The sequence below is a fragment of the Hydrogenophaga sp. genome (assembly GCF_030373245.1).
Classification (GTDB): Bacteria; Pseudomonadota; Gammaproteobacteria; order Burkholderiales; family Burkholderiaceae_C; genus Hydrogenophaga.
In genome coordinates, this window is sequence record NZ_JAUCZF010000006.1 from 1 (window position 1) to 12512 (window position 12512).

Sequence of the window (12512 nt, forward strand, 5' to 3'; positions counted from 1 at the left end):
GGGCCGCCCCAAGGCAGGCCCAGCCCCCTCGGGGGGCAGCGACCCGCGAAGCGGCGGAACGTGGGGGCTCGTGCTCAAGATTGCATCAGCCGCTTGGACTTCGCAATCGACATCAGCATGCCCAGTCCCACACCGAGTGTGATCATCGCGGTGCCGCCGTAGCTCACGAAGGGCAGCGGCACGCCCACCACCGGCAGGATGCCGCTCACCATGCCCATGTTCACGAACGCGTAGACAAACACGTTGAGCGTGAGCGCGCCGGCCAGCAGCCGCGCAAACAGCGTAGGCGCATCCAGGGCGATCGCCAGGCCACGCATCACCAGAAAAATGAAGGCCAGCATCAGGCCCAGGGTGCCCAGCAGACCAAACTCTTCCGAGAAGGCGGCGTAGATGAAGTCGGTGGTGCGCTCTGGAATGAACTCCAGGTGTGTCTGCGTGCCCTGCATGAAACCTTTGCCCCAGACACCACCCGAGCCGATCGCGATCATGCCCTGGATGATGTGAAACCCTTTGCCCAGCGGGTCTTTGGAGGGATCGAGCAGCGTGCACACGCGCTGACGCTGGTACTCGCGCAGCACATGCCAGTCCACGTCGGGCGCGCACCAGCTCGGCTCCATGATGATCAGCGTGATGATGCCGAGCACGCCGAGCACCACCGGAGGCACGATGATCTTCCAGCTCAGTCCGGCAAAAAAGATCACAAACAAACCCGAGGCGACCACCAGCAAGGTGGTGCCCAGATCGGGCTGTTTGAGGATCAGCGCGGCGGGCACGGCCAGCAGCAGCAGCGCCACCGCAAAGTCGAGCGACTTGAGCTGCCCCTCGCGGCGCTGAAACCACCAGGCCAACATCAAAGGCATGGCAATCTTCATGAGCTCACTTGGCTGGATCACCAGGCCCACATTGAGCCAGCGCTGAGAGCCTTTTTTCTCGATGCCAAACAGAAAGACCGCGATCAGCAGCACCACCCCGATGGTGTACACGGGTACGGCCAGCGACATCAACCGCTGCGGCGGCACCTGCGCCACGATGAACATCACGGCTGCCGCCAGCAGCATGTTGCGCCCATGGCTGGTGAAGCGCGTGCCGTGGTCAAAGCCCACCGAGTACATCGTGATCAGGCCGATGCCCGCCAGCAGCAGCACGGCGACAAACAGCGGCCCGTCAAATCCTTGAAAGATCGGGGCAACGCGCTGCAGCAGCGTGGGTTTGTCAAAAACGACGGCCATGCAGAATTATCCTTCGCCCATGACCACCTCGCCACACCAGCGCCCAGCGCCCCGCACCACCCACCTGCTCTACCTGCATGGGTTCCGGTCATCTCCCCAGTCGATGAAGGCGCAGAAGGTGGCGGCGCGGGTGGCCGCGCATCACCCGGGAGTGACCTGGTCGTGCCCTCAGCTTCTGCCCTCTCCCCACGCGGCCATGACCCTTCTGCAGCAGAGCGTTCAGGACTGGCCAAAAGCGCAGATGGTTGTCGTGGGGTCTTCGCTCGGGGGCTTCTATGCGCGCTGGCTGTCGTTGCGCCTGGGCTGCCGGACCGGTTTGCTCAATCCGGCGGTGTTTCCCGCCCGCGACCTGGCCAAATACATCGGCGAGCAGACCAGCTGGCACAACCCGAGCGACACCTTTCACTTCCGCCCCGAGTTCGTCGAGCAGCTGCGCTTGCTGGAAGCCGACATTGACCGCGAATCCAGCCGGCAAGCCACCGCGCCCAACGATCTGTTCGCCATCATCGCAAAGGGCGACGAGGTGCTGGACTGGCGCGAGATGCAGACTTTCTGCCAGGGCGGCGCGCTGCGGCTGCTGCCCGGCAGCGATCACGCCATCAGCGACTTTGACGAGCACATCGACGCCTTGTTCGATTTCCTGCAGTTGGCGGGCTGATTCCAGGACCGTCGCAGGCCGCGTGGGACAATCCCGCCCATGCACATTCTGTTCGACGATGCCGGGAAATTGCTGACCGGCCGCCTCATGTCCGAAGCCGAGAGCTCTCTTCAGGTGGAGCTGGATTCGGGCAAACGGGTGAAGGTGAAGTCCGCCAACGCCTTGCTGCGTTTCGAGAAACCCGCTCCGGCCGAGCTGATGCCGGCCGCCACCGCGCTGGCCGACACCCTGGAGCTGGAACTGGCCTACGAATTTGCGCCCGAGGACGAGTTCGGCTTTGCTGACCTCGCGCGTGAGTATTTCAGCGACCGGGCCACCACCACCGAGCAGGTCGCTGCCCTGCTCTGCCTGCAGGGTGCGCCTCACTACTTCCGCCGAGCCGGCAAGGGTCGCTACAAGAAGGCGCCGCCCGAGATCCTGGCGCAGGCGCTGGCGGCGATCGAAAAAAAGCAGCAGGTGCAGGCACAGATCGAGGTCTGGGCGACCGAGCTGGCAGCCGGCGTCTGCCCGGCGCCGGTGCGCGAGCAGTTGTACAAGATTCTTTTCAAACCCGACAAGAACGCACCCGAGTACAAGGCGGTGGTCGAGGCCGCGCGCGGCAGCCATGTCGCACCTCTGGTCCTGCTGGAGAAGGCGGGCGCCATCAGCAGCGCCTACCAGTTCCACTGGCAGCGTTTCTTGTTCGACCAGTTCCCTAAGGGCACAAGCTTCCCGCCGCTGCAGGCGCCCGCCATTGCCGAGGAGCTACCGCTCGCGGCCGTGCAGGCGTTTTCCATCGACGATTCCCACACCACCGAAATCGACGACGCCCTCTCCGTGCAAGGCCTGGGCAGCGGCACGGTCACCCTGGGTATCCACATCGCGGCACCGGGCCTGGCGATCCAGCCCGACAGCGAGATCGACAGCGTGGCGCGCCACCGCATGTCCACCGTCTACATGCCGGGTCACAAGATCACCATGCTGCCCGACGCCGTGGTGCAGGCCTACACCCTGGTGGCTGGTCGCGACTGTCCTGCGGTGTCGCTCTACGCCACACTCGACGAAGCCACCCTGGAGATCACCGAAACCCGCACTCAGCTGGAGCGGGTGCCGATCGCACTCAATTTGCGGCACGACCAGCTGGACGCGGTGATCACCGAGTCCTGGCTCTTCGGAGAAACCTCGGCCGAGCCCGTGGCCGCCGACATCGCAGCCCTGCAGCCACAGCTGGCCTTTCTGTGGCGCCTGGCGCGTCACCTCAAGGCCCAGCGCGAAGTGGTGCGCGGCAAGCCAGAGACGTTCAACCGGCCCGACTACAGCTTCAAACTGCAGGGCGTGACGGGCGACGAGCCCGATGGCAGCGAAACCGTGGTGATCGGCACGCGCCAGCGCGGCGCCCCGCTCGACCTGATGGTGGCCGAGGCCATGATCCTGGCCAACAGCACCTGGGGACAGTGGCTGGCGGCGTGCGGCGTGCCCGGCATCTACCGCAGCCAGGCGAGTCTGGCGCCCGGCGTCAAGGTGCGCATGGGCACCAAGGCCCAGCCGCACGCCGGCATCGGCGTGCCAGCCTATGCCTGGAGCACCTCGCCGCTGCGCCGCTATGTGGATCTGGTCAACCAGTGGCAGATCATTGCCTGCGCGCGCCACGGCAACACCGCGGCGCTGGCCGCGCCATTCAAACCCAAGGACGCCAACCTGTTTGCCGTCATCAGCGCGTTTGACGCCGCCTACACCGCGTACAACGGCTTCCAGAACGGCATGGAGCGCTACTGGACGCTCAAGCACCTGCAGCAGGCCCAGATCGGTGAGCTCACCGCCACCCTGTTCAAGGACAACCTGGTGCGCGCCGACACGCTGCCGCTGGTGTTGCCGGTGATGGGCGCCGAGGGCCTGCCGCGCGGCGCGCATGTGCGCGTGCGCCTGGGTGCCATCGACGAGATCACACTGGACATCTCGGGCACCGTGATTGAGCGGATCGACCAGCCGGTGGACGACACCACCGAGGACGACAGCGGCGAGGATGACGATGCGCTGGCCAGTCCGCTGGCGCTGGCGATCAACCTCGACGAATCGGTCGATGACGCGGCGCAAGCCGGCGCAGCAGCCCCGGCAGGCGGCTGAGCCAGCAGGGATAATCGGCGCCGTGAAGTCCGTCCTTGCTTCCCTGAAGGCCCTGAGCACCCTGCAGCTCGCGCTGGGCGTTTCGGTGGCGCTGCACGCCGCCCTGCTCACGGTGCGCTTTGTGAATCCGGAAGGCTTCAACAGGGTGTTTCAGGACACGCCGCTGGAGGTCATCCTGGTCAATGCCAAGAGCGACGAGCGCCCCGACAAGGCGATGGCCATCGCCCAGGCTTCGCTCGCCGGCGGCGGCGAGGCGGACAAGGGCCGCGCCACCTCGCCGCTGCCCCCCACACCCAATGCCCGCCTGGGTGACACTGCAGACGAAGACGAACGCCAGATCGAGGCCCTCAAGCAGCAACAGAACCAGATCCTGGCCCAGGTGCGCAAACAGCTGGCCTCGATGCCACCGTCCGACCTGGAGGCGGTCAACCCGAGCCCCCAGCTGGTGGAGCGCGAGGCGCGCCGCAAAGCCCTGGTGAAAATCCTGGCCGAGATCGAAAAGCGCATCAACGAAGAGAACGCGCGGCCCAAGAAGCGCTACATCAGCCCGGCGACGCGCGAAGCCGTCTACGCCATCTACTACGACGATCTGCGCCGCCGCATCGAAGACCGCGGTACCACCAACTTCCCCGAGGCCGCCGGACGCAAGCTCTACGGTGAGCTGACGATGATCATCACCGTCAATTTCACCGGCGATGTGCTGCACACCGAGGTTGTGCAATCCTCAGGCCAGGCGGTGCTCGACCGCCGCGCCCAGGCGATCGTGCGCAGCCTCAACTTCGACCGCTTCAGCGACGCCATGCGGCGCCAGGCCGATCAGATCGTGGTCGTCTCGCGCTTTCGCTTCACGCGCGACGCCACGCTGCAAACCCAGATGACCGGCCAATGAGAGCGTTTGGCCGCTGGTTGCTCTGGATGCTGCTGGCCGGCATCGCGCTGCAGCTGTTTTTTCTGTTTCGCATCGCGCTGATGACGGTGGTCGATCCGCAGAGCACCGCCTTCATGCGCTCGGAAGCCTGGCGCGTGGCACACCAGAGCCTGACCACCGAAAAGACCTGGCGCTGGTCGGCCACCTGGGTGGATGATGACCAGATCAGCCCCCAGCTCAAGCGCGCAGTGATGGCCTCGGAAGACGCCGGCTTTGCCGAACACGGCGGGGTCGACTGGGAGGCGCTGCAGTCGGCCTGGCAGAAAAACGAACGGCGCCAGGCGCAGGCAGAGAAACGGGTCGAGCAAATCGAGCGCCGGCTGGCCAAGCAGCCCGATGCGGCCGAGGCTGCGCTCAAGGCGATCAAACCGCCCAAAATCGTCGGCGGCTCGACCATCACCCAGCAGCTGGCGAAAAACCTGCTGCTCTCGGGTGAGCGCAACCTGTTGCGCAAGGGTCAGGAGCTGGTGCTCTCGCTCATGCTCGAAGCGCTGCTGTCCAAACAGCGCATCCTGGAGATCTACCTCAACAGCGTGGAATGGGGCGAAGGGGTTTTTGGCGCCGAGGCCGCTGCCCAGCGTTACTTCAAAAAGCCGGCGGCGAAACTCAGCGCCTATGAAGCGGCGCGGCTGGCGGTCATGCTGCCAAGCCCGAAGTTCTTCGAGACCCGCCAGGGCTCAGCCTACCTCGCCCGTCGCACCAACACCATCGTCGCGCGCATGGGAGCGGTGAGTCTTCCATGACCTTGGTAGACGCAAGCCCCCCCTGCGTCGCTTCGCGCCTTCCCACGCGCAAGGGAGAACGACACCTGCGGCCGGGCGAAGCCCGTTCTGTGGTGTCTCTGAAGGGAGGCATTTCGCGCCTCGACTGCGTGTGGATGCGCTGGTTTTTGGTGCGGGCGCGCTCATGAACCTGCGCGCCAAGGCGATGAGTCTGTTTCTGCTGGGGCTCGTGCGCTTGCTCACCGGCGCGCAGGCGCGCTGGCACGGCTGCCCGCCCAAGGCCGAACAGCGCATCTATTTTGCCAACCACCAGAGCCACGCCGACCTGGTGCTGATCTGGGCGGCCTTGCCGCAGGAGCTGCGAAGCATCACTCGACCGATCGCGGCACGCGACTACTGGACCACTTCGAACCTGAAGCGGTTCATCACCACCGAGGTGTTCAACGCGGTCTACGTGGAGCGCGAGCGCAAAGGCGATGAGGATCCACTGCAACCGCTGATCGACGCGCTGGAAAGCGGCGACTCGCTGATCCTGTTTCCCGAAGGCACGCGGGGTTTTGCAGAAGATCCGCAACCGTTCAAGTCAGGTCTGTACAACCTGGCCAAGCGCTTTCCCGAGGTGGTCCTGATCCCGGCCTGGATTCACAACGTGCAGCGGGTGATGCCCAAGGGCGAGGTGGTGCCCGTCCCGGTGCTGTGCTCGGTCACGTTTGGCGAACCCATGCAGCTCGGCGCCGAGGAGCCGCGCACTGAATTTCTGGCCCGAGCGCGCGCGGCCGTGATGTCACTGCGAGACGTCTGATGCGGACCTTCCTGCGCAGCCTCACGCCGGAACAGCAGGTTGGCCTGCTGTTTGTGGGTCTTTTCGGCCTGCTGGCCATCGCCACGGTGGTGGGCGTGCTGCTGTCCTTGCGCGAGCAAAGGACGTCAGCCACCGAACCCAGCGCGCGCGCGCAGCAACTGCAGGACTACGGGGACCTGCTGCGCAGCTCCTGGCTGATGGCACTGGTGTTCTGGGTCGGGTGGGCAGCGGGCGACGGTGTGGCCATCACGCTGTTCGGCCTGATCTCGTTCCTGGTCCTGCGCGAGTTCATCAGCCTGTCGCCGACGCGGCGCGGTGACCACCGCAGCCTGGTGCTCGCGTTTTTCCTCGTGCTGCCCATGCAGTACGCGCTGGTGTGGACCGAGCATTTTGACCTCTTCACGGTGTTCATCCCGGTTTATGTGTTCCTCGCGGTACCTGCCGTGAGTGCGCTCGGCAACGACCCGGAGCGATTCCTGGAGCGCAACGCCAAGCTGCAGTGGGGCATCATGGTGTGCGTATACGGCATGAGCCACGTACCCGCCCTGCTCATGCTCGACTTCCCCGACTTCAGTGGCAAGACCGCCTTTCTGGTGTTTTTCCTGGTTCTCGTGGTGCAGTCCTGCATGCTGGTGCAGCATCTGACTTCGCGGCGACTGCAGCGCCCGGTGGCTCCTGCGGTGAGCGACAGTTTTCACTGGCGCAGCTGGGTTTACGGCCTGCTGGCTGGCGGACTTCTGGGCGTGCTCATGGCGGGCATCACGCCCTTCAAGCCTCTGGCGGCGCTGGGTATGGCGCTGGTCGCCTGCATCGCCGGCTCACTGGGCCACCTGGTGATGAAAGCCATCAAGCGCGACCGTGGCGTGACCCACTGGGGCTCGGCCGGTCGCTCGGTCACCGGCGCCAGCGGTCTGCTTGACCGGGTTGACGCCCTGTGTTTCGCTGCACCGGTGTTTTTCCACTCGGTGCGCTGGACCTTCGACCTATGAGAATCCTGGGCATCGATCCCGGTCTGCAGTGCACCGGCTTTGGCGTCATCGACACCGAAGGCGCCGAGATGCACTACGTGGCCAGCGGCACCATCCAGACCAGTCCGAAAAACGGTGCTCTCCTGCCCGCTCGCCTGCGCATCCTGTTCGACGGCATCAACGAGGTGGTCGCGCGCTACCAGCCCGGCGTGGCGGCCTGCGAGATCGTATTCGTCAACGTCAACCCCCAGGCCACGCTGCTGCTCGGCCAAGCCCGCGGTGCCTGCCTGACCGCGCTGGTGTCCAACGATCTGTCGGTGGCCGAATACACCGCTCTGCAGCTGAAGAAGGCGGTAGTGGGCCACGGCAAGGCCGCCAAGTCGCAGGTGCAGGAGATGGTGAAGCGCCTGCTGCGCCTTCCCGGCCTGCCGGGCCAGGATGCCGCTGATGCCCTGGGTCTGTGCATCACCCACGCGCAGGTGAGTCGCACGGTGGCGGCGATCAACCGGGTGTCGCCTCTGCAAGCGCGCACCCACGCGGCCTACAAGGGCGGACGCCACTACTGAGCCCGGGCCGATTGTCTCGGCCTGAACTTCAGCGCGGCAGCGTCAGCGTCTGCACGTTCAAGCCATCGGACAGACCAATTTCGAACAACCCGCCGGCTGGCAGGTGCGCGGTACCCAGCTGGGCCTGGCCCCCTTGCGCTTGCAGCGCGAGCACGCTGCGCTGGCCGTTGGGCAGAACATGCTCGATCGTGGCCAGTGGATAGAGCGCGGCGTTCCAGGTGAACACCGTGCTGGCGCCGTTCACGCTGCGGTTGGCCCAAGGTGTGGTGTCACGCGGGCTGGCACTGGCTGCACGCGCCTTGGGCATGGCGGCGACGCGCTCGCCAATCTTGCGGCCACCGCTGAGCACCGCGATCCTGGCGACGCGGCCAGGATCAGGCAGCACGCCGGTGAAGTGTTGCGCGGGTGGATCGGCATGGTCCACTTCGGTGGCCACCACCCCCACACGAATCGTGCGCCCGTCGGTGGTGGTGACCTCGACCTGGTGCGTGGTTTCCGCTGGCGCAGGCACCCGCCCGCGACTGGGCAACACTTTGTCGATGCGCGCGTTGCTGCCTTCGATGGTGCCACTGATCACCAGCAGCGGGGTCTCCGCTGCAGCAACCTCGAACAAGCCGATGTTGCCCGCACCACGCTGCGCTTCCAGGAAGCTCTGCACAAAGCTGTAGTTGTAGTCAGAGAACCAGCTGCCGCCGCAATAGCCCATGACATCGGCCCGGGTAGAGCCTGCTCCCGGCGCCACGATGGTGCGCGTATTGCTGTCGAACAGCGGCACAGGCGGCATGACGCCGCCTGCATAGGGATAGGCCGCATCCGCGCTGGCGGTGTTGCCACAATCGGTGTGCCGACGCGAGAAGTTATGCCCCAGCTCGTGCACCATGGTGCGACCCCAGCTGGTGCGTGAGGAATCCCAGCCCAGGCTGGACAGGCTGGGGGAAAACGAGGTCTGGGAATTGACATAGCCGATGCCCGCGATGCCTCCGCTCACCATCGGCCGGACCAAGCCGTAGTACAGAGCGTTCGGTGCTTCGCGGCGGCGCAGTGCTTCAAGTTCAGACAGCGTATCGCTCCATTCGGCGCTGGTGTCCACGCCGTCGGTCACGCTGGTGAGCGTGTAAGGCGCGCGGAAGTTCACGGTGATTTCGTTGCGCGCCAGCGGCAAGGTGCGCGCCAGCTCGTTGAGCACCTGAGCCTGGCTGGGCAGCGCGGGCTGGTTAGAGCCAGATACCAGCGGCACGATCACCACGGTCAGTCGCGTCGCCGAACCCACCACGGGCGTAGCCTCCTGGCTGGTCTGGGCGCCAACGGCATTGCTCGGGTCCACTTCCACTCTCACACGCAAACCGGGGTCGACCCAGGCGGCGGGCAACTGCACCCGGAATGTCTGCGTCAGGCTGTAGCGCTGGCTGTCGGAGGGTGTCTGGCCAGTGGGCAGTTGCGGCAGCGTCGTCGGGCCCGTCATGTCCAGCGTGCCCAAGGTGGTGGTGCCATTGAAGCCGCGCAAGCGCACCGACGGCGCCGGGCGACCTGCCGTGGGGGCGTTGACATAAGCTCTGACCCAGGTCTCCTGTCCTGGGTTGAGGCGCTGGTAGTTCGCATTGGCGGCTTGCGACTGCACCTGGGCGAATTCAATGCCCGAAATCTGCACCGGATTCACACAACCCGATCCGACGACCAGGTTGCCCGCCGCCACATTGGGCTGCGAGGCGGACGTCAGGGTGATCGCGGCACAAGCTGCGCCGGCAGGCGCTGGGAACACGATCTGAGTCGCACTGCGACCGCTGATAGTCGCTGGACTTCCACCGACCAATACGCCGCTCACCTCGTCCAGACCGCGACCCGTGAGAGTCACTGGGTCACCGGCAGCGCTCACCGTGTACACGGCAGCGCTGTCCACCTCGATGCGGGGAATGACGCTGAAGCTCGCCGTGGACCGCAGGCTTTCGCCAACGCCAAACTGCAGCGTGATCGGCCCGGTGGCCGCGCCGACGGGGACCGTCACCGTGAGCGCCGATGTGCTGCGCGCCGTGATGTTGGCGGCGGTGCTGGTGCCGCTGAACAACACCGCGCCGACGCGATCCAGCCCCTGACCGCTCACAACCACCTGCCCGCCCACCAGGGCAGCCATGGGCGAGAAACCGGCGATGCTCACTGGGGTCAACACCGTGATCGCCTGTGGCAGCACCTGGGCCACATTGTTGACATCCACCACGGTGAGGCTGCCCGAGGGCGCGCCCATCGGCACCGTCACGCGGAGGCTGGTTGCGGTCGCCACACCCACCGGCGGCAAGGTCACGCCACCGAGGCTCACGCGCTGGATGCGATCGATCTGCGTACCGCTCAAGGTGAGCTGGCCGCCAGCGACCACGGAAGTCGGTTCAACCCGGCTCACCGTGACCACCTGGAGGATGGTCAGAGGCACACCCGACTGCGCAGCGCCATTGGGCCCCGAGACCTCGATGGCCCCGCTCAACGCACCGCTGGGCACCACCACGTCGATGCGGGTGGCCGAGCGCACGGTGAAGCCAGGCGCAGCAACGCCGCCCAGCCGCACGCTGCTCACCCGATCAAGGTTCGTGCCGATGATGGCCACCTCGCCACCTGCAGCCACTGACGTTGGCGAGAAACTGGTGATCGTGGGCGCCGTGGCAGGCGCCGCAGGCAACGCAGGCGCCGGCTGGCCAACCTCTGGAACCAGGTTGCTGGCGCTCTCGCCACCACCACAGGCCACCAGGAGCACCAGGGCCGTGGCAGCCAAAAACCGTTGTAACAGGCGCCTATGGCCTTCAACTAAGGCAGGCCTACAAATCAGAAACAGGCTCACGGCGACAGGCTCCCCAGGCAACAATGCATCCAGTGCCGCGACGGCACCACAGCCCGAGGCGACAGCCAGCGGGATTCGCGCATTGTGAGGGGCTGCACGCAGGCCTTGAGAAACTGACCAGCAAAACCGCGGGGTGGCCTGACGCGCGGCTTTTTTGGTCGACAGGCGGTGAGCGTCGGCATGGCCGGCACCGACAAGGCGCGCCCGTGTCGAGTCCACGTCCTGTCTTCGCTCCGTGCATCCGGTCTGTCTGGCGGGAGCTTCAGTCGATCAGAGACTGAAGCACCGTTTTTCGACACGCGTGGCGGTTCAAGAGATCTATATGCGAGGCGAGAAACGCGGCCGGGACAGCCTAGCGGCAAGGCAACGCAGTCGTGGCGCTTGGCCTCTTGGGCCACAGCCCGCAGGCAGCGGGGTGAAAAAAGTGTGAACAGACCTTAGAGCAAACGCTCCAGGATCAGCACACCAAAAAAGCCCAGCGCGGCGATGACCGTCCATTTGAGGATCATCAATCCCCAGCGCTTGTAATGCGGCTTGCTGGTGGCGATGTAGAGAGCGAAACAGACACCGGCTGCCAGCAGCAGGAAAAAGATGGCGAAACGAAAGAGCAACATGCTCAGGGCCTACCAGGCGGGCGCGAGCTGGGCGAATCCCTGCGGCGCTTGCTGGTCCTGATCGAAGGTCACGATCTCGTAGGCGTCCGGCTGCGCCAGCAAAGCGCGAAGCAGCTGATTGTTCATGGCGTGACCGCTTCGAAACGCGCTGTAAGCGGCGAGCAGCGGCTTGCCCACGATGTAGAGGTCACCCATGGCATCCAGAATCTTGTGTTTCACAAACTCGTCCTGGTAGCGCAGGCCATCGGCGTTGAGCACTTTCACATCGTCCATCACGATGGCGTTGTCCAGCCCGCCCCCCATGGCCAGTCCATGGGAACGCATCATCTCCACGTCTTTGGTGAAACCGAAGGTGCGGGCACGCGCGATATCGCGCGCATAGGTGCCGCTGCCGAAGTCAAACACCACGCGCTGCCCGGTGGCATTGACCGCGGGATGATCAAACTCGATCTCGAATGTCAGCGTGTAACCGTGGTGCGGCTCCAGGCGCGCCCACTTCAGGCTGGCACCCTGACCTTCTCGCACTTCCACCGGTTTGAGCAGGCGGATGAAGCGCTTGGGCGCCTTTTGCGTGACGATGCCTGCGCTCTGCAGCAGGTAGACAAACGACGCCGAGGAGCCGTCGAGAATGGGCACCTCTTCGGCGGTGATGTCGACCATGAGGTTGTCCAGCCCCAGCCCGGCGCAAGCGCTCATCAGGTGTTCAATCGTGTGCACCTTCACGCCGCCGTTAGAGATCGTTGAAGCCAGCCGGGTGTCGGTCACCGCTTCGGCATTGACCGCGATCTCAACCGGCTCCGGCAGGTCGACGCGTCGGAACACGATGCCGGTGTCTGGCGCCGCAGGTCGCAGCGTCAGCTCCACCCGCTGACCACTGTGCAGGCCAACGCCCACCGCTTTGGTCAGAGATTTGAGGGTGCGTTGAGCCAACATCTTTGAATTTTAGTTTTTCGAGCGGAACCAGGCTGCTCAAGGCCACTATCCTGGCCATAGCCAAGAGGACCGAACCGCTTCGATTGATCGATTGGATAGCGTAGCGAGCGGTTCGAGGTGACGCCGCGGCGCGGAGCCGTACTTGGGTACGGCGAGCACCACAGG

11 protein-coding genes are annotated in these 12512 nt (G+C 65.2%); 7 read left to right on the forward strand and 4 right to left on the reverse strand.

Translation table 11 applies throughout. The features are described from left to right. Positions 1–74: 74 nt before the first annotated feature. A complete protein-coding gene (rodA, locus tag QUV25_RS13970) occupies positions 75–1229 on the reverse strand; it encodes a rod shape-determining protein RodA (protein ID WP_300864848.1) in 1155 nt (384 codons plus the stop codon). A 19-nt stretch (positions 1230–1248) separates the two neighbouring features. Between rodA and QUV25_RS13975 the strand changes: the two genes are divergently transcribed. The 7 genes from QUV25_RS13975 to ruvC all read left to right on the forward strand — a co-directional run bounded on the left by QUV25_RS13975 (position 1249) and on the right by ruvC (position 7976). Next, positions 1249–1887 carry a YqiA/YcfP family alpha/beta fold hydrolase gene (locus tag QUV25_RS13975; protein WP_300864849.1) on the forward strand — a complete coding sequence of 213 codons (639 nt, stop codon included), beginning with the start codon at positions 1249–1251 and terminating at the stop codon, positions 1885–1887. A 39-nt stretch (positions 1888–1926) separates the two neighbouring features. Next, a complete protein-coding gene (locus tag QUV25_RS13980) occupies positions 1927–3990 on the forward strand; it encodes an RNB domain-containing ribonuclease (RefSeq protein WP_300864851.1) in 2064 nt (687 codons plus the stop codon). Positions 3991–4033: 43 nt separating this feature from the next. Further along, complete coding sequence (locus tag QUV25_RS13985) at positions 4034–4879, forward strand: energy transducer TonB (RefSeq protein ID WP_300865232.1); 846 nt, start codon at positions 4034–4036, stop codon at positions 4877–4879. Next, entirely contained in the window at positions 4876–5661 is a 786-nt protein-coding gene (locus tag QUV25_RS13990; RefSeq protein ID WP_300864853.1) for a transglycosylase domain-containing protein, read from the forward strand. Before QUV25_RS13985 ends, QUV25_RS13990 begins: the two co-directional genes overlap by 4 nt. Before the next feature lie 163 nt (positions 5662–5824). Then, positions 5825–6442: a lysophospholipid acyltransferase family protein gene (locus tag QUV25_RS13995; protein ID WP_300864855.1), complete on the forward strand. Its 618-nt coding sequence runs from the start codon at positions 5825–5827 to the stop codon at positions 6440–6442. Continuing rightward, the gene (locus tag QUV25_RS14000) at positions 6442–7431 is read left to right on the forward strand and encodes a phosphatidate cytidylyltransferase (RefSeq protein ID WP_300864856.1); all 990 of its coding nucleotides are present in this window, start codon (positions 6442–6444) and stop codon (positions 7429–7431) included. The genes QUV25_RS13995 and QUV25_RS14000 overlap by 1 nt, the downstream gene beginning before the upstream one ends. Beyond that, a complete protein-coding gene (ruvC, locus tag QUV25_RS14005) occupies positions 7428–7976 on the forward strand; it encodes a crossover junction endodeoxyribonuclease RuvC (RefSeq protein WP_300864857.1) in 549 nt (182 codons plus the stop codon). Before QUV25_RS14000 ends, ruvC begins: the two co-directional genes overlap by 4 nt. Positions 7977–8004: 28 nt before the next feature. Here ruvC and QUV25_RS14010 read toward each other — a convergent pair whose 3' ends face one another. The 3 genes from QUV25_RS14010 to lpxC all read right to left on the reverse strand — a co-directional run bounded on the left by QUV25_RS14010 (position 8005) and on the right by lpxC (position 12347). Further along, on the reverse strand, positions 8005–10734 hold the full coding sequence (locus QUV25_RS14010; protein ID WP_300864858.1) for an IPT/TIG domain-containing protein: 2730 nt from the start codon (positions 10732–10734) through the stop codon (positions 8005–8007). 503 nt (positions 10735–11237) lie between these two features. Further along, positions 11238–11414, reverse strand: a complete 177-nt coding sequence (locus QUV25_RS14015) for a hypothetical protein (protein ID WP_300864859.1) — start codon at positions 11412–11414, stop codon at positions 11238–11240. Positions 11415–11423: 9 nt separating this feature from the next. Further along, positions 11424–12347, reverse strand: a complete 924-nt coding sequence (gene lpxC, locus QUV25_RS14020; protein ID WP_300864861.1) for a UDP-3-O-acyl-N-acetylglucosamine deacetylase — start codon at positions 12345–12347, stop codon at positions 11424–11426. Between the last annotated feature and the right edge of the window lie 165 nt (positions 12348–12512).

What these genes read in the sequence shown, in the direction of transcription:
- rodA (WP_300864848.1), bottom strand. Translation starts at nt 1,229, where the DNA reads ATGGCCGTCGTTTTTGACAAACCCACGCTGCTGCAGCGCGTTGCCCCG.
- QUV25_RS13975 (WP_300864849.1), top strand. Translation starts at nt 1,249, where the DNA reads ATGACCACCTCGCCACACCAGCGCCCAGCGCCCCGCACCACCCACCTG.
- QUV25_RS13980 (WP_300864851.1), top strand. Translation starts at nt 1,927, where the DNA reads ATGCACATTCTGTTCGACGATGCCGGGAAATTGCTGACCGGCCGCCTC.
- QUV25_RS13990 (WP_300864853.1), top strand. Translation starts at nt 4,876, where the DNA reads ATGAGAGCGTTTGGCCGCTGGTTGCTCTGGATGCTGCTGGCCGGCATC.
- QUV25_RS13995 (WP_300864855.1), top strand. Translation starts at nt 5,825, where the DNA reads ATGAACCTGCGCGCCAAGGCGATGAGTCTGTTTCTGCTGGGGCTCGTG.
- QUV25_RS14000 (WP_300864856.1), top strand. Translation starts at nt 6,442, where the DNA reads ATGCGGACCTTCCTGCGCAGCCTCACGCCGGAACAGCAGGTTGGCCTG.
- ruvC (WP_300864857.1), top strand. Translation starts at nt 7,428, where the DNA reads ATGAGAATCCTGGGCATCGATCCCGGTCTGCAGTGCACCGGCTTTGGC.
- QUV25_RS14015 (WP_300864859.1), bottom strand. Translation starts at nt 11,414, where the DNA reads ATGTTGCTCTTTCGTTTCGCCATCTTTTTCCTGCTGCTGGCAGCCGGT.
- lpxC (WP_300864861.1), bottom strand. Translation starts at nt 12,347, where the DNA reads ATGTTGGCTCAACGCACCCTCAAATCTCTGACCAAAGCGGTGGGCGTT.